This is a genomic window from Novosphingobium sp., assembly GCF_965214355.1.
In the GTDB taxonomy this organism is placed as follows: Bacteria; Pseudomonadota; Alphaproteobacteria; order Sphingomonadales; family Sphingomonadaceae; genus Novosphingobium.
Window position 1 is genome coordinate 1,017,190 of sequence record NZ_CBDCBI010000002.1, and the last position, 24,529, is coordinate 1,041,718.

A 24,529-nucleotide genomic window follows, 5' to 3' on the forward strand; every position below is an offset into this window, starting at 1 on the left:
TTGCTCAGGATATCTACTTAGCCATATTGGTTAAGTCCTTGTCCTTAGGCATTTTGCAAAAGTTGGCGGAATGCCGTGTATTATCGTGTGTAAGGCCGAAAGGGTGACGCGCAAAAAGCCTTGGATTTGCAGTCATATCCGTATCGGAGGTTAAATACCCTAAGGATTGTGCGGTATAGGGGCGATCATGCCCCTGGGCTGGGTTCGTAATGAAACTAACCCCATTGGCGCTGGGGGGCGGAAGACTGGTTTAAGAAAACCATGATTGACCGCATCACCTTGCACATCCTCGATGGCGATTCAACCCGCCGCGCGCAGCTCGCCCGCCTGGCCTTTGCCGCCGGCCACCATGCCGAAATCTATGCCAGCACCGAAGAGCTGTTGTCGCATGCGCCGTCGGGCGGACTGGTGCTGGCGCATGACGATCCGCCGGGCGCGGCCGTGGCCGCGCTGATCGCGGCCATGATGCGCGCGGGCCAGTGGCTGCCGGTGATCGCGATCGCCGAAGCGCCGGACACAATTGCGGTGGTCAGCGCGATCAAGGCGGGCGCGCTCGATTACCTGGCGGTGCCGCAACAGATCGCGCCATTGAACGAAGCGATTGCGCGCGCCGCAAACGAGGCGGAAACGCACCGCGCGCAACGCGCGCGCGCGGCCGAGGCGCGGCAACGGATCGCGCGGCTGTCGTTGCGCGAGCGCGAGGTGCTGGACCGGCTGGCCGAAGGGTGCAGCAACAAGGCGATTGCGCGGGACCTGGATATCAGCCCGCGCACAGTAGAGATCCACCGGATGAAGATGATGGGCAAGCTGGGCGCGCGGCATGCGGCCGAGGCGGTAAGATTGCGGATCGAGGCAACGGGGTTGGATGCAGCGTGAGGGGTGTTGAGTGCTGGCTTGGCGAGCTGATTGTTGGGTGCTGCAGTGGCCACTGATGGGTTTTTGCGCTTGGCGGCGGGGAAAATTTGTTCGACCTGAATGACTGACGATGGTGGTTAGCCGCCGTTAGACCCTACAAGCTATTGGCCTGCAAAACCGGGATGGCGAGCAGGTATGCGATCTCCTCGATAATTATATCAGAGCGTTCCTTGCGAAGGTCCGCTTTGGTGTGGACGAGCGCCGGGGAATGTGGATCGAAAAATGTGCAAGGGTTGCTCAGCGTCCTGCCTAGTCTAAGAACACTTTCGTAGGTAATGAACTCGTCTGGCCAATCGCCCGTATCAGCGATTTGCTGTCGGGCAGCCAAATTCATACGACGTAGATAGAAATTATCGTAAATCCGCTCATCTTGCGCCACTAGCCAATTTGTCAAGCACACCCTGCACTCGACGACGTAAAGCCACCACTTGTCTTTACCGTAAACGAATATGTTATCTAAGGAGTTGAATACTTTTTCTTGATAAAGGTCACCGCCCATTGGAACAACGGCCAAGTCTCGAAGCGCAAGGCATTCACATTTTGACAAAGCGCGCAGGCAATCGGCTAACGTTTGACGGAGATGCCAAACAATTTCTTTGTTGGCGTAGTCCGCTGAAACTACTTCCCAATGCAGCTCATTTCCCAAGAAGTCTTCCAACTCAGGTTGCTCGAAGCACCACTGTTCGAAGGTTTCGCCGGACAAATCGCCACGTGCAAAGGCCCACAAAATTGAAAGCTGATCATCAGTCATAGTGTCCGTTAAACCTCAAACGGCCAATGTCCGCTAGTGGGTGTTTGCTGCCGTTGAATTTATCTCACGGGCCTCACGTCATGGACTGGCGGAAAGTGGTGGGGAAACGGAAAGGCGTGCCACGCGTTTCAACTCTGGCGTTCCATGATTGTATGTCTAAGCCTATCGAAACCAGCGCGCCACTCTGCATTCTGGCAAACGGGGGAGAGGGCAGTTGTCGAGGGTTCCATTAAGAGCGACGGCTGTAGCGAATTGCCAGGATGCAAATTAAGACTTCACCTTCGCTCGCGCCCATTCGATCAGCGTGGTTGCATAAAGGTCCTGCATCATCGTGTCCTGTGCAGCCACGAAGTTGTTGGTGCCAAGGCCGGCAGGAAGCCAGTGCCGGCGCCAGCCAATAGTATTTTTTGGCTTTGTCCCCTGCCAGCGGCGAAAAATCCAGCGCACGGCCAGCACGGGCGGGTCAAGGGGCGACCTCGCAAAACCGACTGCTGAAACCAGCAGCTCAGCGTAACAGGCTGATTGCGATGAGCTTATTCGTCGGCCTGCATTGACTGCCTCTCCCAACTGGCTGACGCGTTGCTTTGCGACAGGATCCTTTCCCAGTTCATCGTAGGCCGGCAGAGTGTCTTCGATTACCACCCGCGTTGTGGCCGGGAGACGAAGGGATGAAAGTACGTCCTCCCGCTTCATGGCCGCTGCCTGTGCTTCAGGCGGTATTTTTGCGACTACTGCGGCCGCAATAGTTTGGTTTGTTTGCTTGTGCGCTTGCCGATCCACAAAAGACCCGAACGGTAACAAAACACTGGCCACTCCCTGTACGTTTGCAACACCATCGCGCGTTGGCCAAACATGTAGCTCACAACCAAGTCCCTGACCGAGCGGGACTGAGGCTGTCGCTGCAGATTGTGACAAAGCAGGTGTCCCAACCACCGTCTGCGCAAGCATAAACACTGCCAATCCCGCTGCGCGCGCCATCGAATGCCTCTCCAATCATGGATAACCAGCATGCGCTAGCCGATTTCTGGGCCAACCGCATCAATTTTGGGGTTTGATCTACAACTGATAATGGGAATTAGTTTCAACCGCTTAAGTGGCAATTTTTGGGGCGTGAGCTGCCATGGCGACCATCTGGCCGACCGTAAGGCGGGGAACGGCGGAAAGTGGTTGGGCGCTGTCGTTCACCTAGTACGATGGGAAAGGACAGCGGGGCGCCAGCGCGATGACGAACAAGTTCAATAAAATAGCGATCACCCAAGGGCACCACGCAATTATAAAATTCAGGTATGATCTGGAAGGAGCGACCTTCCGCCAAATAGTGATGGCAAAAGACAGCGCAGCTGCGCCGATAAAACTGGTGATTGCAATATTAAGGCTGTTATTTCCACAATTCCACTCGCCCCATGGCAGGAGAAAATTGAGCGCAGCGAGTATAATCGATATCAGCGCGCCTACCGCTGAGACTATTTTAGTCACGATCCTAAGCATCAGTTGAGTATGCGTCCGGTTCGCTATGTCCGCAAGTTGGCGGAAGCGGACGTTATCAGATTTGGCCATCGACCGTGGCGACCGACCTGCGTGTTGACGAGGTGGACGCGTGTCAGCGCGTTTGCTTCGACAGGCTCAGCATGAGCGGATGTCGTTAGATGCAGACATTTAGGCGAGATGTGCGGATGCTTTGGGTTCGCGCCCGGATGACGAGCGGTTGTGGTGCGTGGTGGCGCGGTTTTGGCCGGCGTGTTTAGTGGCAGAAGGGGTGCGGGGTGCCGACTTCGAGGTGGAAGTGGTCGTGGTGGGCGGCGTTGTAGTCGGGGGTCAGGACTGTGGCGAAGCGGCGGCAGGCGCTGGTGCGGATTACGCGGAGGAAGTTTTGTTCGGCTGGGGTGCCGGTCGACCATTGGGATTTTATGGTGATGCGGTGGCCGTCGGCCAGGACGAAGGCGGCGATGTCGACCGCGTTGGCGGTGGCGTGGCCGCTGCGGTGGTCGCTGCCGGCGATGTTGCGGCAGTTGTAGCTGCCGAAGGTGTCGATGCGCGCGAGCGGGCTGCCCAGAATCTGGCGGGCGGCGCGGTCTACGGCGAAGCGGGCCCAGCCTTCCATTGCGGCGGCGAGCGAGCAGGTGACCGGGCCCATGTTGGCGAGTTGCAGGTGGGCGTCGTCGCCGCGCAGCCAGGTCAGCTTGACGGTGTTGATGGTCGAGCAGCCGGCGCCGAAGCTTTGATCGGGTAGCGGGGTGAAATTGGCCTGGGTCTGGCCCAGGTTGATCAGGCACTGGTTGGTGCTGAGGCGGGGCGGGTATGCGGGTGCGTATTTCGCAACGGGGCGTTGTGTCGCGGTGTAGTGCGCAGGCGCGCTGACGCAGCCGGAGAGCAGGGACATGGCGAGTAGCAACGGGGCGAGTAGCGACGGGGCGACCAGGTGGAACGCGAAGGCGCGGAGCGGAGTCGTGGGGGGGCTGACCATGGCGCAAGTTTGCAGCAAATATGGTCAATAAAGTGTTGCGATTGAATGGGCATTCGACCGGGTTTTGAACGCTTTGTCGTGTTTTGTTTTTGCAGGTGTGACGGCGCCGATGAGAGGGCCATGATGCTATCGTCTGCATTGGGCTTTTCAGTTGTGGCGCAGATGTTAAGGTTGACAGGTTTTACACAGAGGTGCCCCATCGATCCGCTGAAGGCCTTGTCCGACCCATCGTTTTGCCGTGTGGCGGGCGCGCGCCTGTCGGGGGGAAACCGTGTCCGGTTGTTGATCGACGGGCCCGAGACATTTGCCGCCTGGCTCGATGCGATCGGCGCGGCGACGCGGTTTGTCGATCTTGAAAACTATATCCTGCAATCGGATGCGACCGGCGCGCGGTTTGTCGATGCCCTGCTGGCGGCCGCAGCGCGCGGAGTGAAATGCCGCGTCGTGTATGACTGGCTGGGATGTCTGACGCGCACGAAGGCTTCGTTGTGGGCATCGTTGCGGCGCGGCGGGGTCAAGGTGTGCCGGTATAACCCGCTGCAGCTGACCAATCCGATGCACGCGATCAGCCGCGATCATCGCAAGGTGCTGTGTGTCGATGGCGAAGTCGCGTTTACCGGGGGGCTGTGCATCGGGCATGACTGGATGGGGGATGCGGCGCGCGGGATACCGCCATGGCACGATACCGCGATCGAATTGCGCGGGCCGGTGGTGGCCGATATCGAGGCGGCGTTCGAGGATAGCTGGGCGGCGGCGCTGCATCATACGCCGCCGGTGCATGAGGAGGCGCCTTGTGGCGGGGCGCGGACTGCGGCTGGCGGTGAGGGCGTGACCGTTTCGGTGATCGCGGGGCGGCCTGGCGCGATGGGGCTGTACCGGCTGGAAGAGCTGGTGGCCGAAGTGGCGCAGACATCGTTGTGGCTGACCGACGGGTATTTTGTCGCCACGACAGGGTATGTGCGGGCATTGACGGGGGCGGCGCGGGCCGGGGTCGATGTGCGGCTGCTGGTGCCGGGGTCGAGCAACTGGCCGATGGTGGGGGCATTGTCGAAGACGGCGTATCGGCCATTGCTTGATGCAGGCGTGCGGATTTTCGAATGGAACGGGCCGATGGTCCACGCCAAGACCGCGGTGGTCGATGGCTGCTGGACGCGGATCGGGTCGAGCAATTCCAACCTGGCGAGCTGGATCACCAATCGCGAGCTCGATGTCACGATCGAGGATGGTGACCTGGCCGGGCAGATGGAGGCGGCGTTCGAGCGGGATATCGGCAATGCCACCGAGGTCGTGATCGGGACCAGTCGCACATGGCTGGGCAAGCCGCAGACGGTCTCGGGACCGGGTGATGGCGGGCCGGATCGGGAACCCGGGACGGCGGGCAAGCGGTTGTTGTCGGGCGCGATTGCGGTGGGCAGTACATTGGGCGCGACGTTTTTGTATCGGCGCGCGTTGCGGCCGGCGGAATCGTTTGTGGTGCTGGGCGGCGGAGTGGCGCTGCTGTTGCTGGGGCTGGCGTTGATCGTGTTTCCGCGGGTGTTTGCGTGGGCGCTGGCGATCATGGCGATCTGGGGCGGGATCGACCTGGCGTTGCGCGCGTATCGGCTGTGGCGATCGGGCGCGGCGGAGCATGGCGCCTGATGCGGACCCTGCCATGCGAATAGTCAGCTGGAATTTGTTGCATACCACCGGGGCCAAAGGGGAAGATATCAGCCGGTTGATTGCGGCAACCCGTCCGGATTTGCTGGTCATGCAGGAGGCGGAGGCTGCGCTCGATGCTTTGCCGCGGCAGTTGGGCGGGAGTTATGCGCGGTTGCCGTTGCCGGGGCGGCATCATGGGTTGGCCGTATGGAGTCCGGGGGCGTTTACGACGGTCGCGGGCGGGTTGACCCTGCCGCGCGGGTTGATCGTGCAGCGGTGCAGCCAGATTATCGATTTTGGCGGGCTGACCGTGGCCAATGTGCATCTGTCGCATGGGCAGGTGCTCAATCGGCGGCAGTTGCGGCGGATTGCCGATGCGATTCCGCATCGCGCGGTGATTTTGGGCGATTGCAATATGGTGGGCGCGGCGTTGCTGCCCGGGTTTGACGATGTGGGCGCGCGCGAGGCGACGCATCTGATGGGCGGGGTGGTGCCGTTGCGGCTGGATCGGTGTTTTTTGCGCGGAGTGGTGTGCCGGGAGGCGCGGGTGCTGGCGTTCGGGGCTTCGGATCATCGGCCGATGGTGATTGACCTGGCGGTTTAGGAGGGCCTCCGGCGGGCAAGGGTTATCACCCTTGCCTCCCGTTACTGGCTTGCGCTGCGTGTTTGCCGTCGCCCCGGGCTTGACCCGGGGTCCCGCTTCTTTGGCGCGGAAACGCCCGAATTTGAAGATACCGCGAAAGTAAAGCGGGATCCCGGGTCAAGCCCGGGAAGACGAGAAAAAACAAATTTAGCGCCTATGGGCGATGGCTCTTGGCCGCCGGAGACGCTCTTTTTTTGGAATGGGTGGGGGTGGGGGGAGTGGTTAGAAGAGGCGGAGGAATTCTTCGAATTTGCCGGTGCGGGAGCCGGGGAGGTCTTCGGTGTAGTAGCGGAGCGTGAGGGTGAAGGGGTGGCCCAGGGCGGTGTGGAGGTGGGCGCGCAGGGCGGTCTCTTCGGTGGGGGTTACGGGGCGGGTGGTGGCGAAGCGGGCTTCGATCTGATCGGGGTCGTGCTGGATCAGCTGGTATTGGCGGACCGGGGCGAGGTCGCGGAAGCGGTCGAAGCCGACGAGGGGCCAGTGGCGGGTGCCGTCGGGTTTGACGATCATGTTGCGTTCGCGGCCCATGATCTTGCGCAAGGTCGGGCTGGTGCGGCCGCAGGGGCAGGGGCTGCCCATTTCGGCGTGGTCGCCGATTTTGTAGCGGATAAGCGGCGTGGCGGTGTTGGCGAGGTCGGTGATGACGACGGCGCCGGTTTCCCCGGGCTGGCAAGGGGTGCCGTCTGGGTGGAGGACCTCGACCAGCACGGATTCTGCGGCAGTGTGATAGGTCTGGTAATCGGGACACTGGATGGCGATGTGGCCGATTTCCTGGGACGAGTAAGTGTCCTGGATGGAGGTGCCAAGCACGGTCTGGCAGCGGCCGCGCAAATGGGGGGTGACGGTTTCGCCGATGGTGCGGATCATCGCGCCGGCGGGCAGGAAAGGGCCGCGGGCGGCGGCGATGTCGATCAGGGCGGTGAGTGTGGTCGGATAGATCAGCAGGTTGCCCGGGCGATAATCGCGCAAATATTCGTAGAGTTGTTCGGCGTCCCAGGTGATCGGCAGGGAAACCGATGGGCCGGTCGTGGCAAGGAAATCGGCGGGTGGGCCCCAGCCGGGCAGGGCGCGGGGCGCGTCGATATGGGCGCGGATCGAGGCCAGCGGCATGGCGAAGTCGCTGCCGCGCCAGCGGTGTTCGCGCGCGATGTTGGCAAGCCAGATCAATTGCATGACGTGGGAGCGCTGGACGGTGACGGGTTCGCCGGTCGAGCCGGAGGTCGAATTGGTGCCGCGTGGTTCGTGGCCGGGGGGGAGGGTTGCGGCGAACAGGCCTTGCGATTGCTGCAGCCAGCGGCGGTCCATCGGGAGTAGCGCTGTGAAACCGGTTTTGCGTGCGAGATCGGCCGGGGTGAGGCGGGCGGCGCGCAGGCGTTCGGCAAAGCGCGGGGATTGGTTTGCAAAATGCTGCGCAAGGCGGGCGACTTGTGCCAGTTGGCGGGTGTGGATCTGTGTTGGGGGCAGGCGTTCGGCGGCGGCGATCTGGCGGTCGAGGTCGATGACGGTAGCGGGCGCGGGCAGTTTGAGTTTGGGCTGGAGCAGCGGCGCCGGGGTTGGTTTAGGCATCGGTTGCGCGTTCGGCGACAAGGAACGGGCAGCAATGTGACAGCGGGTAATCACCCGAGGCGACCAGGCGCGGGTTGGCGAACGTGGCAGGCAGGGTAGCGAACAGCGCGGCGCGGTTGAAGAATGTGTAGACGGCGTCGGAGATGCGGTAGTTGTCGATTTCGGCCACCAGATGTGGCGGCCAGCCGGTTTGGGCGCACAGGTCTGTGCGATCGGGAAAGCATTCGTCGAAGGCGGCGGCGATGGCGCGGACAGGGATGACGCCGGCGGGGGCAGCTGCGGCCATGGCGACGCGCCATTTGAGTGCGTGGAAGCTGGGTTCCTGGCCCGACATTACCGCGTCGCGGATGGCGGAAAGCGGCTCGGGGTCATCGGGCGAAACGAAGCAGCGCACCACCACTGGCGCGCCGGGGACCATGCAATCGGCCAGTCTCGCGAAGATCTGGCGATAATCGGCGGCCGAGGGGACCATCGTCATGCCGCCATCGCCGATGACGGCGGTGAACGCATGCGGAGGGAAAACCATTTCGCGCCAGTCGATCCGTACCAGACTGGTCCGTTCGGAGGCGCGGGGAACGGGGCGGTGAAGCGCTTCGTCGTTCCAGTCCGCGATGGTCAGATCGTGGCCGATCGTTGCGAGTTCCGGAGTCAGGCCGAGCATCAGCACGCGGGCGTCGTGATCGCAGACGAGATCGGCAAAGCGGTCGACAACCGCCTGGTCCGGCCGTTGCGGCAGTCTCAGGCGATTGCGACGTTCGTGGAACTGTTTCCAGTGGTCTTCGGTCGGCATTGCGCGGATCAGAAGTGCATGTTTACGCCGAGTGCGCCGGTGACATAGTGCGTTTTTACAGCAGCGTTGAAACCGGTGGTGGAATCGCCGGCAGACAGATGGGCTGTGCCGAAATCGTTGTAGAGCACGGTCGCGGCGATCGAGAAGCGATGGCTGAGCATGAATTCCGCGCCGCCACCCGCGACCCATCCGGTCGTGGTCTTGTGCGTGTCGGCCAGGCCCGAATTGGCGATCAGCGTGCTGCGCAGATTGGTGAAGGCGACGCCCCCCGTTCCGAACAGCAGCGCGCGATCGAATGCCAGGCCGGCGCGGCCGCGAACGGTGCCGACGACGCTGCCGTGCGTGGTTACGCCGTAGCCTTCATTCGGCCCGGCGGTGCCGTTGCCCAGGCCGCCGTCGCTGTTGGTAAAGCTGGAGAACGTCACGTCGCCTTCGACCCCGAGCACGGTGGAGCCGGTCTGGTAGTTGTAGCCCAGCCGGGCTCCGCCGCCGCCGGTGGTCGTCCGATGGCGATCGATCACGGTTTCGGTGTTGTTGACGGTCACGAACGATTCGCCGTTGCGCGGGTGCGCTTCCATGACTGTGGGCGAGGCCGAGCCCGACGGAATGGGCGTGTCAGTCGGGTTGCCCTCCGGGCCGTCGGTGGTGGTGGTATAGGCGTTTGTGCCGGACCATTTTGTCTTGGCTCCGACGACAGAGGCATGGACGCCGCCATAAGGCCCATTCCAATCGACAGTATCGGCCGCTGCGGTCTGTACTGGCGCAAGCTGTGCCGGAACGACCAGCAACGCGGCCAACGGCACCGATTTCGATAAACGCACCATGATGATCCCCCGATCTTGTTTGCGCCCGCAGATCACAAAACCCATGCGAAGCAGTATGCGCACCAGATATACCAGTCGACGTGAACTGACAACGCCGTAGTTGTGACAATCTACTCAATCATGATTCGAGGGTTATTGTAATGGTCTGTTCGTTTATTCTTCAACCACTTGCATGTACACGGGCGGCGCGGCGACCGGTTGACAGGCGCTCGTTGGCCACTATGAACGGCGCCGGGCCACGCGGTCCCAACGCCGCGCGTGCTCTCTGCAAGGAGAGACTACATGACTGATACAAGACCCGCCACGAAACCGGTGCGTCCGTTTTTCTCGTCCGGACCGTGTGCAAAGCCGCCCGGATATTCCCCCGACAAATTGGCGACGCAATCGCTGGGCCGGTCGCATCGTGCGAAGATCGGCAAGGAGCGTCTGGGGCTGGCCATCGATCTGATGCGCGAGGGGCTGGAACTGCCCGACACGCACCGCATCGGCATCGTGCCAGGATCCGACACCGGCGCCTTTGAAATGGCGATGTGGACGATGCTGGGTGCGCGACCGGTAACGACTTTGGCGTGGGAAAGCTTCGGCGAAGGCTGGGTGACCGATGCGGTCAAGCAGTTGCGCATCGAGCCGACCGTGATGCGCGCAGACTATGGGCAGTTGCCCGATCTCGATAAAGTCGATTGGTCGAACGACGTGCTGTTTACGTGGAACGGCACGACGTCCGGCGTGCGCGTGCCCGATGGCGCGTGGATCCCGGCCGACCGGCAGGGGCTTTCGTTTGCCGATGCCACCAGCGGCGTGTTTGCCTATGACATTCCCTGGGACAAGATCGATGTCGCGACGTTTTCCTGGCAGAAAGTGCTGGGCGGCGAAGGCGGCCACGGGGTGATCATCCTGGGACCGCGTGCGGTCGAGCGGCTGGAAAGCTATACGCCGGCCTGGCCGTTGCCCAAGGTGTTTCGCCTTGTTTCGAAGGGCAAGCTGACCGAGGGCGTGTTCAAGGGCGAGACGATCAATACGCCGTCGATGCTGGCCGTGGAAGACGCGATCTTTGCGCTGGAGTGGGCGAAGTCGGTGGGTGGCCTGGACGGGTTGAAGGCGCGGTGTGCGGCCAATGCGCAGGCGTTGGACAAGATTGTCGCCGAACGGGATTGGTTGGGGCATCTTGCGCGCGACAGTGGCACGCGGTCGCATACTTCGGTGTGTTTGACGGTGGCCGGGGCTGACGCGGAGTTCATCAAGAAGTTTGCCGGGCTGCTGGAGAAAGAAGGCGCGGCGTTTGATATCGCCGGGTACCGCGATGCGCCGCCGGGGTTGCGGATCTGGTGCGGGGCGACTGTCGATACGGCGGATATCGTTGCACTGGGGCCCTGGCTGGACTGGGCCTGGAGCCAGTTGGCCGCCTGACTTTTGCGCTGCTGCGCGAGGTGGGTGGTGCGTATATTTGACCTTTGCGCTTGGGGCAACGCCCCTCCACCACGCTTCGCGCGGTCCCCCTCCCCGGGACGGGGAGGATTTTTCCTTTTTTTGAGGATTTTTTATGACCAAGCCCAGGGTTTTGATTTCGGACAAGATGGATCCGAATGCTGCGCGTATTTTTGCCGACATGGGGTGTGACGTCGATGTCATCACCGGCAAGACGCCTGAGGAGTTGATTGCGATCGTCGGGCAGTACGATGGCCTGGCGATCCGGTCTTCGACCAAGGTGACCAAGGCAATTCTGGATGCGGCGACCAATCTGAAAGTGATCGGACGGGCTGGGATCGGCGTGGATAACGTCGATATCCCTTATGCTTCGGCCAAGGGCGTGGTGGTGATGAACACGCCGTTCGGCAATTCGATCACGACCGCCGAGCATGCGATCGCGTTGATCTTTGCCCTGGCGCGGCAGTTGCCCGAGGCGGATCTGTCGACACAGGCGGGCAAGTGGGAAAAGAACCGCTTCATGGGTGTTGAAGTCACCGGCAAGACGCTGGGGCTGATCGGCGCGGGGAATATCGGGTCGATTGTCGCCAGCCGGGCACTGGGGCTGCGGATGAAGGTCGTGGCCTATGATCCGTTCTTGACGCCCGAGCGCGCGATCGAGATTGGTGTCGAAAAAGCCGATATCGATACGCTGTTGGCCAAGGCCGATTTCATTACTTTGCACACGCCGCTGACCAGCGAGACGCGCAATATGCTGAGCCGCGAGAATTTGGCCAAGACCAAGCCCGGCGTTCGCATCGTCAATTGTGCGCGCGGCGGGCTGATCGATGAGGCGGCGTTGAAGGACATGCTCGATAGCGGGCATGTTGCAGGCGCGGCGCTCGATGTGTTCGAGACCGAGCCGGCGACGGACAGTCCGTTGTTCGGGACGGCGAATTTCATCTGCACGCCGCATCTGGGGGCTTCGACGACCGAGGCGCAAGTCAATGTTGCGTTGCAGGTTGCGGAGCAGATGGCCGAATACCTGGTGACAGGGGGCGTGACCAACGCCCTGAACATGCCGTCGTTGTCGGCGGAAGAAGCGCCCAAGTTGAAGCCCTATATGGCTTTGGCAGACAAGCTGGGGGCGTTGATCGGGCAACTGGTCGGTGATGAAGTCAAAAAGATCGCTATCGAAGTCGAGGGGGCTGCGGCGCAGTTGAACCAGAAGCCGATTACCGCGGCTGTGCTGGCGGGGCTGATGAAGCAGTATTCGCAGACGGTGAATATGGTCAATGCGCCGTTCCTGGCCAAGGAGCGCGGGCTGGATGTGCGCGAGGTGCGGCATGATCGCGAGGGGCTGTATCGTACGCTCGTGCGGGTGACGGTCGATACCGATGCGGGACAGCGGACTGTGGCGGGGACGCTGTTCGGGCAGGGGCAGCCGCGCCTGGTCGAATTGTTCGATATTGCGGTCGAGGCGGATCTGGACGGGGATATGTTGTATATCGTCAACACCGATGCGCCCGGGTTCATCGGCTCGATCGGGACATTGATGGGGACCGAGGGGATCAATATCGGCACGTTCCACCTGGGGCGGCGCCAGGCCGGGGGTGAGGCGGTGTTGTTGTTGTCGGTGGATAGCCCGGTGGATGCCGAGGTGTTGGCCAAGGCGCGGGCTTTGCCGGGGGTGATTTTGGTTAAGGCTCTGAAGTTCGCCTGATTTTTAAGAGCCTCCGGCGGCCAAAGGCCGGGGGCCCTTGGATCCCGTTACTGGCTTGCACTGGGTGCTTTCTTTGCGGCGGGATGCCGGGGTTGGGGCGGTGCGCAGGTCAAGACGGTAACGGGATGCAAGGGTGTTAACCCTTGCCCGCCGGAGGCCCTTTCCCACTGGCGTCGTAAACCCCCACCCAACCCTCCCCCTTCAGGGGGAGGGCTTTAAGAAAGAGGGGTAGTATTTTGTTTTGGCTTGGTTTTCCTTAGAGGAAGAGTTCGGCGGCGGCGTCGATGATGGCTTCGGCGTCGAGGCGGTAGGTTTTGTAGAGGTCGAACAGGTTTCCGGTTTGGCCGAAGCGGTCGGTGCCGAGCGGGATGACGCGTTGGCCGCGAACGCCGCCCAGCCATGACAGGGCGGCGGGGCTGCCGTCGAGGACGGTGATCAGGCCGGCGTCGGGGGCGAGGGGGCTGAGCAGGGTTTCGATGTGGGAGGGGGTTGGGGTGTCGTTGGTCCAGCGGGCTGACGTGCGTGTGGACCAGCCGCGGTGCAGCAGGTCGGGCGAGGTGACGTTGAGCAGGCCGATGCCGGGGAGGTCGTCGGCGAGGGCGGTCCAGGCTTCGAGGGCTTCGGGGGCGACGACGCCGGTGAAGACGATCGCGGCGGTTGCGCCGGGGGCAGGTTCGCGCAGCCAGTAGCCGCCGGCGAGGGCGCCGGACTGCCATGTGGTGTCGGCGCGGGGTTCCTGGTCGATGCTGCGGGTCGAGAGGCGCAAGTAGACCGACGAGCCGTCGGGGCGCTGCATCCAGTCGAAGGCGTGGGCCATCATCAGCGCGACTTCGTCTGCGTAGGCGGGTTCGTAGCTGGCGAGGCCGGGCTGGCCCATGCCGATCAGCGGCGTGTTGATGGACTGGTGCGCGCCGCCTTCGGCGGCGAGGGTTATGCCCGAGGGGGTGCCGACGAGCAGGAAGCGCGAGTCGGAGTAGCAGCCGTAGTTCAGCGCATCGAGGCCGCGCGCGATGAAGGGGTCGTAGACGGTGCCGACGGGGATGAGGCGCGTGCCGAAGTGGCCGGCGGACAGGCCGAGCGAGGTGAGCAGCAGGAAAAAGTTGTTTTCGGCGATGCCCAGTTCGATGTGCTGACCCGCGGCGTGTTGCAGCCATTTCTGGGTTGAGGGGATTTTGGCGCGCAGGAACACGTCGTCGCATTCCTGGCGGCGGAACAGGCCGCGCTGGTTGACGAAGGCGCCCAGATTGGTGGTTTGCGTGACGTCGGGGGCGGTGGTGACCAGGCGGTCGGCCAGTTCGGTATTTGATTTGGCGAGGTCGTGCATGACGCGGCCAAAGGCGGCCTGCGTCGATTCGGCGCCGGCGGGGGCGGGGATTTCGGGCACGGGGATGGTGGGCGCGGCGGCGGCCTGTTGCTTGCGACCGATCGGGCTGTGGGTGACGAAATCCTGCAGCGCCTTTGCCTGGTTGTCGCCGAGGCCGGCCCATTTGTCCCATTCGGCGCCGTGGGGGACGTTCTGACGGGCGCGGAAGGTTTCCATCTGGGTCGGGCTCATCATGCCCGAATGGTTGTCCTTGTGCCCGGCGAGCGGCAGGCCGTGGCCCTTGACAGTGTAGGCGATGAACATCGTCGGGCGTTCGTCCTGCGCGCTGTCGAACGCTTCGACCAGCGATTCGAGGCAGTGACCGCCGAGGTTGGTCATGACTTTGGCGAGGGTATCGTCATCCATGCCGTCGATCAACGCGCGGACGCCGCGTTTGCCGCCGATGTCGGCGATCAGGCGGGCGCGCCAGGCGGCGCCGCCCTGGTAGGTGAGGACCGCAAAGTCGGCGTTCGAGCAGGTGTCGATCCACTGTTCGAACGCGCGGCCGCCGGGTTTGGCGAACAGTTCGCGTTGCAGGCGGCCGTGCTTGAGCGTGATCACGCGCCAGCCGCAGGTTTCGAAAATGTCGTCGAAGCGGCGGAACATGCGTTCGGCGGTGGTGGAATCGAGCGACTGGCGGTTGTAGTCGACCACCCACCAGCAATTGCGCAAGTCGTGCTTGTAGCCCTCGATCAGGCATTCGTAGATATTGCCTTCGTCGAGTTCGGCATCGCCCATCAGCGCAATCATGCGGCCGGCGTTTTCGGGTTGCACCTGGCCGTGGGCGATCAGGTAATCCTGGACCAGCGAGGTGAACGCGGTGACCGCGACGCCAAGGCCGACCGAGCCGGTGGAGAAATCGACCGGGATCGTGTCTTTCGTGCGGCTGGGATAGCTTTGCGCGCCGCCAAGGCCCCGGTATTTTTCGAGGGTTTCGCGCGTTTGCTGGTCGAGCAGGTAGTGGATGGCGTGGAGCACGGGGCCGGCGTGGGGTTTGACCGAGACTTTGTCGTTGGGGCCGAGAGCGTGGAAATAGAGCGCGGCCATGATCGCGGTCATTGAGGCGCAGCTGGCCTGGTGGCCGCCGACTTTGAGGCCGTCGCGCTTTTCGCGGATGTGGTTGGCGTTGTGGATTGTCCATGACGACAGCCACAGCAGGCGCTGGTTGATCTGTTCCAGTGTGGTGATCAGGTCCTGGCGCTCGTGGGTCATGGTGTCGGTCATGGGATGGGTGCCGTCGTATGAGATGGTGATGGGATGGTGTACGCCCGGGGCGGGCGGTATGTCCTTGCGCAATCCGCCATGGTGGGTTGCATATTTGGCATGGTCTGCCATTTTGTTGGGGTAAAATGGCGGTTTTTGCCGATTTCTGGAAATGTCATGCCATATCCCGACCTTGATCCGATCGACCGGCGTATCTTGCGCGAAGTGCAGCATGATGGGCGGGTGACCAACCAGGATCTGTCGGAGCGGGTGGGGCTGTCGCCGTCGCCGTGCCTGCGGCGGGTGCGGCGGCTGGAGGCGGACGGGGTGATTGCACGGTATGTGGGGCTGGTCGATCCGGTGGCGGTGGGGTTGCCGGTTTCGGCATTTATCCGGGTGCGGTTGCACCAGCAGGATGACCGGCACCTGGCGCGGTTCGAGGCGGCGGTGGCGGCGTTTGCCGAAGTGATGGAATGCTATCTGATGAGCGGGGATGCGGATTATCAGCTGCGCGTGCTGGTGGAATCGCTGGGGGCGTTCGAGGATTTTTTGCGGCAGAAGCTGACGCGGATCGAGGGAGTGGCGGAGGTGACGACGAGTTTTGCGTTGCGGGCGATCGTTTACAAGACGGCGTTGCCGATTTGATTTGGTTTTTTGGTGGTTGTCGGTTTGATTTAGCGTGGCGCTTAGAATGGCCGGTATTGGAGGGAAGCAGCCAAAGCGTCATTTTTCATAATACACTTCGCTGATCGCACCCGAACAGCGGTTAATGTGCATTTCAAGGCCGCCGCTGCCAAATGAAGAATTCCATGGCCAGGCAGGTGGCATTCGTTGATAAGCGATCCAACCCTGGTTTCCGTCTCGCTCAATCTCAAGGATGTAGCGCTTTGAAATTCCGGGTTTTTGGTGGGCAGCGATTACAGCAAGCGCGATCGCTCGTGCGGTCAGGGCGTTTGGGACCGCCGCGCCTATGGGAGAACCACATTCACCATTTGCCGCAGATGCGCGCACCGGAAGCGCGATCAGCATAACAATGATCAAACGGCCAATCATCAATGTAGCATGCAGCGAGCAAGGAATGACCGCAAGTGGGGCGATTGTGTTGAAAAAGTCGATGCTCGGACACGGTGGGATGGCCTGATCCAATCGGCAGCACGAGGGCGCCGACCTCAAGCCGGCACCGGGATCGGCCTCAGCTTGGCCATCTTGCGGAGGTTTTGGGCGGTTGCTGCGAGGAGGAACTCATCTTTTGCACCGTTTGGTCCCCGCAAGCGCAAGCGGTCGAGTTTCAAGATGCGTTTGAGGTGCGCAAAGAGCATCTCGACCTTCTTTCGCTGTCGGCGCGAAGCGATGTAGGCATCGGTGGTCGCAATACTGCGGGCCAAGTCGCGGGCACCTTCATGGATCGAGCGCATAATCTTGCGGGCGGGCATCTTGGGTGTGCAGCGTTGCCGTAGAGCGCAGCCTTTGCAGTCTTGCTGGCGAGCGCGGTAGCGAATGAAGCCGTCCTGATGGACATCGGATCGCGGCACAGTGAAGTTCCGATTGCGCGGTCGCAGGCGCTTGCCGGCGGGACAGACATAGCTGTCATCTTGCGCATCGAAGGTGAAGGCAGAACGCTCGAATGTACCGTCGGTACGGGCGGACTTGTCGAACACCGGGATGTGCGGCGCTATACCTTTCTCCTCGACCAGCCAGCCAAGATTGGCAGCATCACCGTAGCCGGTATCGGCTGCGAGCCGCTCGGGCCACAGGCCAAACCGCTCCTGAGCCCGATCGATCATTCTGCGCTGCGCGGTCACTTCGGCCTGACGCACTGAGGTGGTCGCCTCGACATCGACGATGACCGCATGTTCAAGGTCGATCAGATAGTTGGTTGAGTACGCAAAGAACGCCCGCTCGCGCGTCGCAGCAGTCCAGCGTGCGGCGGGATCGGCCACCGCCAATTGCTTGGGCGCAACCGGGGTCGCGCCACCAAAGGCTGCATCATCCAGCACAGCAAGGTATTCGCGCACCGCATGGCTGGTGGCTTGGTCTGGCAGTTGTTCGGGATGGTCTACGGCGCGCTGCCGGTTTACGTCAGCGCGGATCAAGCTGGCATCGACCGCGAAACCCTCGCCGCCGACCAGACCTTCGGTCATGCATCGCGCGACCGTCGTCTCGAACACCATACGCAGCAGGTCGCTGTCGCGAAATCGGCCATGCCGGTTTTTGGAAAAGGTCGAGTGGTCGGGAACGTCACCCTCCAGCCCAAGCCGACAGAACCAGCGATACGCCAGGTTCAGATGGACTTCATCACACAGCCGCCGCTCAGAGCGGATACCCATGCAATAGCCGATGATCAGCATGCGGATCAGCAGCTCGGGGTCGATCGATGGTCGTCCAGTCTCACTGTAGAAAGGCCGCAAGTGCTCCCGCACCTCAGACAAATCGACAAAACGGTCGATTGAGCGCAGCAGATGTTCTGCCGGAACATGCCGCTCAAGGTTGAAGCTGTAAAATAGCGCTTCTTGCGCCACTGTCCGATCACCCATCATCGGTCTGCCTCCGCTTCTTAGCGAAGATTGAATCAGAACCTCAGCACAACTGCAAGGTCGACTTTTTCAACACAATCGGGGCGTTAGCTGCCATGTATGCCCCGCTCGTCGTACCGGACTTGATCCCTATGGCATTAACACTTCTCGCAACGGCACCAAAAACCAAACCCCGCTCGTCCTGAGCTTGTCGAAGGACGCGCGCGACGCTTGAATTTGCGCATTTTTCCTACCGGGCGGGCGTCAGCATGTGTGCTTCGACAGGCTCAGCATGTGCGGATGTGTTTAAAAAATCAGCTTGTGTGAATGCCGTAGGGATTTGATCCGGAATCCCGCTTTCTTTGGCCCAAGCAGGGAAGACGCTTAAGCCCGGATCAAGTCCGGGCAGACGGAAGGGGGATGGAGAGTAACTTGGCGGGAGGGGATGGAGTAAACCGGCGGGGCGGGACCACGTTCGGCCTGGCAAGGTATGGGACGGGTATGCATGTCCTGCCTGGCGCAACGAGGGGTGGGTGATCGATTGCGCCAGGGAGTCGCGGGATCGGTTTGTGCGGTACTCTTGCGCAGATTGACTGGCTGTGGCTGACAATTGATAGGACTGTTTGAGGCATGGCTGATGATCGGAAATAACGTGGTACGGACCAGGTCGATGCTGGCGATCGGTGGTGCGGTGCTTGCCATCGTGATTGGTGCGGGGCAGCCGATCCAGGCGAAGCCGCTGCTGCCGGCGTTGCAGAGCAAAGTGCCCAATGGTTACGATGTGCTTGCGAACGTCGAGATATCGGCGGGGACGCCGGTGCGGCGGTTTGTCGTTGTTGCGCTGGGGCGGCGCGATGAGGGGGATCATCGGGATGATCCGAAAGGTGCGCCGAACCGTCCGCTGATCATATTCGAACAGGTTGGCGGGCAATATCGGCAGGTTGCGCGCAATGACACGGTTGTTCTGGCGGCCGACGCGGGCGGGCAGTGCGATCCGTTTCTGGATAACGATGGGACGATCGCGGTCAAAGGGGGGTATTTTACGGTCGAGAACGGGGTCGCGTGCGGGTCGCACTGGACGGATTATATCACGTTCCGGTTTGACGATCGGGCTGGCGGGTTTGTGTTCGATAATGAGCGGAATGAGTCGTGGTCGATGAACCAAAGTACGAAGTCTGATGCGGAGGCTTTGGTGCGGGATGGGCCGCAGCGGGTGCGGCGGAATCGGGCGGGGCGGGTTACGAAGTTTTCGGACTGGCAGCCTTTGCCATGACTGGGGCGCCTTATGGCGCGGCAAGGACTTTGGGAAGGGTGGCGCCCAGAACCGCGAGCATTTCGGGCGCATAGGCGCTGCTGTTGTTTTCGAATTCGGCCTGGGTGATGCGATCCGCGCCCTGGGCGCCGAGCAGGACGACTTCGTTGTCGATTGCCAGTTGGTCCTGATGGCCGGTAACATCGACCATCAGGGTGTTCATCGTCACACGGCCGACCACGGGATAGCGATTGCCGCCGATCAGCACTTGCGTGCTGTTGGTGTTTTCGGCGGGGAATTCGGGGCGATTGGCGTGGCTGAAACCGCGGCGGATACCGTCGGAATATCCGATCGGGATATTGGCGAGCCAGGATTCGCGAGTCAGGCGGTAGGTGCGATCATAATTGACGGTCTGGCTCGCCGGGAAGTGGTTGATCGCGGCCACGCGCGATTTGATTGTCGGGACGGGGTGATAGGCGGTGGTCTTGACCGAACCGGGGTCGCCGTAGATCGCGCCGCCGACGCGGACCATGTCGAGCCGCGTGGCAGGCACAGTGAGCGTTGCAAAGGTGTTGGCGGTGTGGTGCGTAAGGTTGCGCGGGGACAGGCCTTCGCTGGCGAGCCACGTGCAGTCGTCTTGGTAGTGGCGCAATTGCGCCAGGATATCGTCAGGCTCTTCACTGGGGTAATGCGTCATGGCGCCGACGATATGCAGCGCCGGCATGGCCAGGATCGCGCGGGCTTCGGCCTTGCCATAGCTTGCCGACAATTCGACGCCATTGCGGCTCATCCCGCCGGCATTGAGCGCCAGATGGATCGGGATCTTGCGATTGCCAGCCAGGGCCGCCAGCCGCCTCGCGGCTTCGGCGTTGCCGACCAGTTCCTCGACCGCGTAGGGCAAGGCGTCGGCCATTTCTTCTGGCAACGCGGTGCGGATGCGGATGAGCCGGCCGCGATAGCCCAGGGCGCGGGCGACGCGCGCCTCGTCATTCGAGGTGATCGCCACATCGGTTACGCGCTGTCTGATGATCGACGGGATCAGCAGAGCCATGCCGTTGCCGTAAGCGTCGGCCTTCATCACAGCGCATAAACGTGCAGCACCGATTGTGGCACGCACGGTGGCGATGTTGGCTTCGAAAGCGGCGGCATCGACTTCGATCCAGCCATTGCGGCGCGATGCGGTGGCCAGAGTGACGCCGAAATTGTCCGGCGACAGGATGGGGGCGGCAAAGCTTTTGGAGGCCGCCAAGGCTGCGAGTGCCGCACCACCCTTGATCATGTCCCGCCGCTGCATCGTGCTGTCCCCCCTGATGCGCCATAGTGGCGCACGCGGCGCGCTTGTCCACCGGGTAGTTGGCTTGTCTGCGCGGGAAGGGAATTGTAGCCACCCATGGCGGGGGAATTTGCAATGTTCAGAGTGAAGCCAATCCATCTGGTGTCGCTTCCGGCGCTTGCGATCGCCTTGCCGGCGGCCTGGTTTGCATTGGCCTATGGCGGATTGCCACGCGTGTGGAGCCACCACGAACACAAATTGCGCGCCGGGATTCAGTCTGTTTACGCTTCAGGTCACACATCATATCGGACCCGACGTCGATGCCGAGCGTGAGCGGATCAGCGCGTTGATACTGGCCGGCGGGGGCAGCGTGACGGGTGTGTTGCCTTCGGGGATTCCGGGCAATCGGTGGCATCGCAATGGCGGCGGGGACAGGTTCCGGACCGATGGCGCGATGCGGGTGCTGGCGCTTGGCCAGTGCTGAACTGTTTGTGTCGGGCCAGGAACGACGACAGGACTGGATTGCTGATTCAAGACAACTGGCAAGCAAAAACCCACCCCCACAGTCGAGTGGGGATGGGTCGTTGACTCGTCGCTAATGCTTAGCGGTTAGTGGTGTCCGCCGCCACCGTGACCGCCGCCACCGCCGCCGCCGTGACCGCCGCCACCACCGCCGCCGCCGTGAAAGCCGCCGCCGCCGTGGTCACCACCGCCACCGCCGTTGCCGCCATGGTAGCCACCACCGCCGCCGTGGAAGTTGCCCCCGCCGCCGCCATGGAAATTACCGCCACCGTGATAACCGCCACCGCCGTGGTAACCGCCGCCGCCGTGGTAATAGCCACCGCCGCGACCACCGCGCCAACCGGCCGGGCCGCCATGACCGTGCCAGCCGTAGCCGCCGCCCCATCCGTAGCCACGACGCCAGCCGTAACCGCACCGGTACCAGCCGGGACCATTCCAGCCCTCGTACCAGCAAAAACGGTTGCCGCCGAAAACGAAGGGATCGATGCCGATACCGATGACCTGGGCTTCGACCGGGGTGGGTACGGCGATTGTGGCTGCGCCGGTCATCGCGGCTGCAGCCAGCAACGCCGTAACAAATAACCTTTTCATGAGGATCTTCTCCACTGGGGCACGCGCCAACAATGGCGCGGAGCACTATCAAGGACCATTTAGCATGAACAACGTCTGGCCATCGGTGCAGTTCCGCACATTGGAGAAAATCGACGTCTGTTCGCTCGTTACGGCGCGGGCGCGGCTGGCTTTGGATCGGGCGCCCATGGCGATGTGCTGGTGATCGCAGCGCTGGCGTGCGCGGCGGGATCGGCCTGCTCGCTTTCTTCGCGGCTGGGGATGCTGCAATAGGCCGTCAGCAAAACCCCGCCGGCCCAGGCGAGCGCTTTCCAGCGGCTGGCGAACAGTGTGTTGAGTTTGGGACCGGGAAACAGCATTTGGTCATTGTGGCAGGGGGCGATTAAGATGTGTTTATGGCCTGGCCTTCGGCGTGAGCCCGTTTCTGCAAAAAACCCGTTCCCACTTTTTCGCATGATGCTCTAAAGGCGCTGCGCATGACCGAAAGTGCCATCACAAACAGCAAGCCCGACCTTTTGCCCGAAGGCCTGGAAGATCGCCTGCCGCGTGAAGCCGCCGCAGTGACGCGGGTGATGCACGCGGTGCAAGGGGTGATGCACAGGCACGGGTATGACCGCGTGCTGCCGCCGATGGTGGAATTCGACGAAACGCTGGGCGCGCGAATGGCGGGAATCCGGTCGCGGCGGATGTTCCGGTTTGTCGATCCGCAAAGCCTGCGCATGCTGATCCTGCGCGGGGATCATACGCCGCAGATCGGGCGGATTGCGGCCTCGCGGCTGGCGGCGGCGCCGCGGCCGTTGCGGCTGTGTTATGCAGGACAAGTCATGCTGATTCGCGGAGACGGGCTCGATCCGGCGCGCGAAAAGCTGCAATGCGGGGCCGAAGTGATTGGCAGCGACAGCGTTGCGGCGGCGAGCGAGATCGTGGCAATGGCGATAGAGGCGCTGACAGCGGCGGGCGCGATTGCGGTGAGTGTGGATTTTACGCTGCCCGACCTGGTCGATATCCTGGCGGCGCAAGCTTTGCCTTTGCCGGCCGATGCCATCGAGCGGGTCCGGCGCGAACTGGATACCAAGGACGCGGGCGGGTTGGTCGATGCGGGCGGGGCGGCGTATGTGCCGTTGTTGTATGCCACGGGTGATTTCGATGTTGCGATCGAGCGGCTGGCGCAATTCGACACGCATGGCGTGCTGGCGGCGCGGATTGCCGCGCTGCGCGAGATTGCCGCGCGGTTGGGCGGGCAGGCGCGGCTGACGCTCGATCCCAGCGAGCGACACGGGTTTGAATACCAGTCGTGGTTTGGCTTTACGATCTATGCGCAAGGTGTGCGCGGGATTTTGGGGCGGGGCGGCACGTACCGCATTGCCGGGGCGACGGGCGGGGAAGCGGCCACGGGGTTTTCCTTGTTTCCCGATGCGCTGATCGACGTGCTGGCCGATGCAGAGCCGCTGGAGGATCGCGTGTTTTTGCCATTGGGGCATGATGCCGATGCGGCGGCGCGGTTGCGCGCGGCGGGCGCGCGCACGGTGGCTGCGCTGACCGAGGCGGACAGTGCGGCGGCATTGGGGTGCAGCCAGGTGTTGCGCGGCGACAGTCCGGTTGCGATCTGATCGATGGCGATGTCTTGACTTGGCGGCTGATTGCCACGTAGGGCGCGCACGCATAGTCGAATGCCGGCAAGTCCGGTTTTCCCGTTTCATCTGCGGCGCCGAGTCCTGTCGAAGGGCGCCTTGCGGATCACCCGGCAGGGGATAATCTGTAACCATGGCAAACGTTACCGTGATCGGCGCCCAATGGGGCGATGAAGGCAAAGGCAAGATCGTCGACTGGTTGGCCAGCCGGGCCGATGCGGTCGTGCGGTTTCAGGGTGGGCACAATGCCGGGCACACGCTGGTCGTGGGTGACCAGGTGTACAAGCTGAGTCTGTTGCCGTCGGGCATCGTCACCGGGACGTTGTCGATCATCGGCAATGGTGTGGTGCTGGACCCTTGGGCATTGCAGGCCGAGGTCGAGAAGCTGACCGGGCAAGGGGTCAAGATTTCGCCCGAGAATTTTGCGATTGCCGACAATTGTCCGCTGATTCTGCCGTTGCACCGCGATCTGGACGGATTGCGCGAAACGGCGGCGGGTTCGGGCAAGATCGGCACGACCGGGCGCGGGATCGGCCCGGCGTATGAAGACAAAGTCGGGCGCCGCGCGATCCGCGTGTGCGATCTGGCGCATCTCGATGCGCTCGACGCGCAATTGGACAGGCTGTGCGCACATCATGACGCCCTTCGTGCCGGGTTTGGCCAGCCGCCGGTCGATCGCGCGGCATTGCTGCAGGATCTGCGCGAGATTGCGCCGTATGTGCTTCAATTTGCGCAGCCGGTGTGGAAGCGGTTGCAGACAGTGCGCAAGGCCGGCGCGCGAATCCTGTTTGAGGGCGCGCAGGGCGTGCTGCTCGATGTCGATCATGGGACGTATCCGTTCGTCACGTCGTCGAACACGGTTTCGGGCACTGCCGCTTCGGGTTCGGGACTGGGCCCTGCGGCGACCGGTTTTGTGCTGGGGATCGTGAAGGCCTATACGACGCGGGTCGGGTCGGGGCCGTTTCCGACCGAGCTGACCGACGCGACCGGGCAGCGGCTGGGCGAGCGGGGCCATGAATTCGGAACGGTGACCGGGCGCAAGCGGCGGTGTGGATGGTTCGACGCGGTGTTGGTGCGGCAGTCCTGCGCCATTTCCGGCGTGACCGGTATTGCGCTGACCAAGGTCGATGTGCTCGACGGTTTCGACAAAGTGCGGATATGCACCGGATATCGGTTGAACGGCAAAGTGCTGGACTATTTTCCCAGCCATGCCGCCGAACAGGCCGCGGTCGAGCCCATTTATGAAGAGATGGACGGCTGGCACGGGACGACGGCGGGCGCGCGATCGTGGGCCGATCTGCCGGCGCAGGCGATAAAATATATCCAGCGCGTGCAGGAATTGATCGAAACGCCGGTGGCGCTGGTTTCGACTTCGCCGGAACGCGCGGATACGATCCTGGTGCGCGATCCGTTTATCGACTGATCTGCAGGCGTTCCGCTGTGCGCCTTGGTCCAATTTCGAGGTATCCGTAGTTGACCTTATAGCC

Annotated in this window: 23 protein-coding genes; 11 read left to right on the top strand and 12 right to left on the bottom strand. The window is 62.4% G+C overall.

Annotation, left to right across the window (positions count from 1 at the left end):
• Positions 1 to 261 precede the first annotated feature (261 nt).
• Positions 262 to 876, top strand: a complete 615-nt coding sequence (locus ACOOE2_RS05415; RefSeq protein WP_420381997.1) for a response regulator transcription factor — start codon at positions 262 to 264, stop codon at positions 874 to 876.
• 133 nt (positions 877 to 1,009) lie between these two features.
• On the opposite strand, the gene ACOOE2_RS05420 is transcribed toward ACOOE2_RS05415, so the two are convergent.
• Positions 1,010 to 1,666 carry a hypothetical protein gene (locus tag ACOOE2_RS05420; RefSeq protein ID WP_420381998.1) on the bottom strand — a complete coding sequence of 219 codons (657 nt, stop codon included), beginning with the start codon at positions 1,664 to 1,666 and terminating at the stop codon, positions 1,010 to 1,012.
• Positions 1,667 to 1,933: 267 nt separating this feature from the next.
• The gene (locus ACOOE2_RS05425; RefSeq protein WP_420381999.1) at positions 1,934 to 2,644 is read right to left on the bottom strand and encodes a hypothetical protein; all 711 of its coding nucleotides are present in this window, start codon (positions 2,642 to 2,644) and stop codon (positions 1,934 to 1,936) included.
• A gap of 244 nt (positions 2,645 to 2,888) precedes the next feature.
• Between ACOOE2_RS05425 and ACOOE2_RS05430 the strand changes: the two genes are divergently transcribed.
• Positions 2,889 to 3,161 carry a hypothetical protein gene (locus ACOOE2_RS05430; RefSeq protein ID WP_420382000.1) on the top strand — a complete coding sequence of 91 codons (273 nt, stop codon included), beginning with the start codon at positions 2,889 to 2,891 and terminating at the stop codon, positions 3,159 to 3,161.
• A 246-nt stretch (positions 3,162 to 3,407) separates the two neighbouring features.
• Here the strand turns inward: ACOOE2_RS05430 and ACOOE2_RS05435 are convergent, their stop codons facing one another.
• Complete coding sequence (locus ACOOE2_RS05435; protein WP_420382001.1) at positions 3,408 to 4,046, bottom strand: extensin family protein; 639 nt, start codon at positions 4,044 to 4,046, stop codon at positions 3,408 to 3,410.
• 300 nt (positions 4,047 to 4,346) lie between these two features.
• Here ACOOE2_RS05435 and ACOOE2_RS05440 point away from each other — a divergent pair, with 300 nt between their 5' ends.
• Together ACOOE2_RS05440 and ACOOE2_RS05445 are read left to right on the top strand one after the other, a co-directional pair.
• Entirely contained in the window at positions 4,347 to 5,768 is a 1,422-nt protein-coding gene (locus ACOOE2_RS05440) for a phospholipase D-like domain-containing protein (protein ID WP_420382002.1), read from the top strand.
• A 13-nt stretch (positions 5,769 to 5,781) separates the two neighbouring features.
• The gene (locus ACOOE2_RS05445) at positions 5,782 to 6,372 is read left to right on the top strand and encodes an endonuclease/exonuclease/phosphatase family protein (RefSeq protein ID WP_420382003.1); all 591 of its coding nucleotides are present in this window, start codon (positions 5,782 to 5,784) and stop codon (positions 6,370 to 6,372) included.
• Positions 6,373 to 6,633: 261 nt separating this feature from the next.
• Here ACOOE2_RS05445 and ACOOE2_RS05450 read toward each other — a convergent pair whose 3' ends face one another.
• The 3 genes from ACOOE2_RS05450 to ACOOE2_RS05460 are packed head-to-tail and all read right to left on the bottom strand — an operon-like array spanning position 6,634 to position 9,588.
• Positions 6,634 to 7,974, bottom strand: coding sequence for a phenylacetate--CoA ligase family protein (locus ACOOE2_RS05450; protein ID WP_420382004.1), 1,341 nt, complete (start codon positions 7,972 to 7,974; stop codon positions 6,634 to 6,636).
• Complete coding sequence (locus ACOOE2_RS05455; protein ID WP_420382005.1) at positions 7,967 to 8,764, bottom strand: hypothetical protein; 798 nt, start codon at positions 8,762 to 8,764, stop codon at positions 7,967 to 7,969. Before ACOOE2_RS05455 ends, ACOOE2_RS05450 begins: the two co-directional genes overlap by 8 nt.
• A gap of 8 nt (positions 8,765 to 8,772) precedes the next feature.
• Complete coding sequence (locus ACOOE2_RS05460) at positions 8,773 to 9,588, bottom strand: outer membrane protein (protein ID WP_420382006.1); 816 nt, start codon at positions 9,586 to 9,588, stop codon at positions 8,773 to 8,775.
• Between the two features lie 282 nt (positions 9,589 to 9,870).
• Here ACOOE2_RS05460 and ACOOE2_RS05465 point away from each other — a divergent pair, with 282 nt between their 5' ends.
• Entirely contained in the window at positions 9,871 to 10,995 is a 1,125-nt protein-coding gene (locus tag ACOOE2_RS05465) for a phosphoserine transaminase (protein ID WP_420382007.1), read from the top strand.
• 133 nt (positions 10,996 to 11,128) lie between these two features.
• A complete protein-coding gene (gene serA, locus ACOOE2_RS05470) occupies positions 11,129 to 12,715 on the top strand; it encodes a phosphoglycerate dehydrogenase (protein ID WP_420382008.1) in 1,587 nt (528 codons plus the stop codon).
• A gap of 256 nt (positions 12,716 to 12,971) precedes the next feature.
• Here the strand turns inward: serA and ACOOE2_RS05475 are convergent, their stop codons facing one another.
• Positions 12,972 to 15,302 carry a transketolase gene (locus tag ACOOE2_RS05475; protein ID WP_420382009.1) on the bottom strand — a complete coding sequence of 777 codons (2,331 nt, stop codon included), beginning with the start codon at positions 15,300 to 15,302 and terminating at the stop codon, positions 12,972 to 12,974.
• 156 nt (positions 15,303 to 15,458) lie between these two features.
• Between ACOOE2_RS05475 and ACOOE2_RS05480 the strand changes: the two genes are divergently transcribed.
• On the top strand, positions 15,459 to 15,926 hold the full coding sequence (locus tag ACOOE2_RS05480) for an Lrp/AsnC family transcriptional regulator (protein ID WP_420382010.1): 468 nt from the start codon (positions 15,459 to 15,461) through the stop codon (positions 15,924 to 15,926).
• Positions 15,927 to 16,004: 78 nt separating this feature from the next.
• Here the strand turns inward: ACOOE2_RS05480 and ACOOE2_RS05485 are convergent, their stop codons facing one another.
• Together ACOOE2_RS05485 and ACOOE2_RS05490 are read right to left on the bottom strand one after the other, a co-directional pair.
• On the bottom strand, positions 16,005 to 16,427 hold the full coding sequence (locus ACOOE2_RS05485; protein WP_420382011.1) for a hypothetical protein: 423 nt from the start codon (positions 16,425 to 16,427) through the stop codon (positions 16,005 to 16,007).
• 23 nt (positions 16,428 to 16,450) lie between these two features.
• Positions 16,451 to 17,818 (bottom strand): IS1182 family transposase, encoded by a 1,368-nt coding sequence (locus ACOOE2_RS05490; RefSeq protein WP_420382012.1) that lies wholly within the window; start codon positions 17,816 to 17,818, stop codon positions 16,451 to 16,453.
• A 646-nt stretch (positions 17,819 to 18,464) separates the two neighbouring features.
• Between ACOOE2_RS05490 and ACOOE2_RS05495 the strand changes: the two genes are divergently transcribed.
• Positions 18,465 to 19,067, top strand: a complete 603-nt coding sequence (locus tag ACOOE2_RS05495; protein WP_420382013.1) for a hypothetical protein — start codon at positions 18,465 to 18,467, stop codon at positions 19,065 to 19,067.
• A 10-nt stretch (positions 19,068 to 19,077) separates the two neighbouring features.
• Here the strand turns inward: ACOOE2_RS05495 and ACOOE2_RS05500 are convergent, their stop codons facing one another.
• A complete protein-coding gene (locus ACOOE2_RS05500; RefSeq protein WP_420382014.1) occupies positions 19,078 to 20,340 on the bottom strand; it encodes an alanine racemase in 1,263 nt (420 codons plus the stop codon).
• Positions 20,341 to 20,536: 196 nt separating this feature from the next.
• Between ACOOE2_RS05500 and ACOOE2_RS05505 the strand changes: the two genes are divergently transcribed.
• The gene (locus ACOOE2_RS05505) at positions 20,537 to 20,803 is read left to right on the top strand and encodes an LssY C-terminal domain-containing protein (protein ID WP_420382015.1); all 267 of its coding nucleotides are present in this window, start codon (positions 20,537 to 20,539) and stop codon (positions 20,801 to 20,803) included.
• Between the two features lie 125 nt (positions 20,804 to 20,928).
• On the opposite strand, the gene ACOOE2_RS05510 is transcribed toward ACOOE2_RS05505, so the two are convergent.
• Positions 20,929 to 21,432 (bottom strand): hypothetical protein, encoded by a 504-nt coding sequence (locus ACOOE2_RS05510; RefSeq protein WP_420382016.1) that lies wholly within the window; start codon positions 21,430 to 21,432, stop codon positions 20,929 to 20,931.
• 128 nt (positions 21,433 to 21,560) lie between these two features.
• Positions 21,561 to 21,770: a hypothetical protein gene (locus ACOOE2_RS05515; protein ID WP_420382017.1), complete on the bottom strand. Its 210-nt coding sequence runs from the start codon at positions 21,768 to 21,770 to the stop codon at positions 21,561 to 21,563.
• A 117-nt stretch (positions 21,771 to 21,887) separates the two neighbouring features.
• Between ACOOE2_RS05515 and ACOOE2_RS05520 the strand changes: the two genes are divergently transcribed.
• Both ACOOE2_RS05520 and ACOOE2_RS05525 read left to right on the top strand, forming a co-directional pair.
• A complete protein-coding gene (locus ACOOE2_RS05520) occupies positions 21,888 to 23,021 on the top strand; it encodes an ATP phosphoribosyltransferase regulatory subunit (RefSeq protein WP_420382018.1) in 1,134 nt (377 codons plus the stop codon).
• Positions 23,022 to 23,175: 154 nt separating this feature from the next.
• The gene (locus tag ACOOE2_RS05525) at positions 23,176 to 24,465 is read left to right on the top strand and encodes an adenylosuccinate synthase (protein ID WP_420382019.1); all 1,290 of its coding nucleotides are present in this window, start codon (positions 23,176 to 23,178) and stop codon (positions 24,463 to 24,465) included.
• Positions 24,466 to 24,529 lie beyond the last annotated feature (64 nt).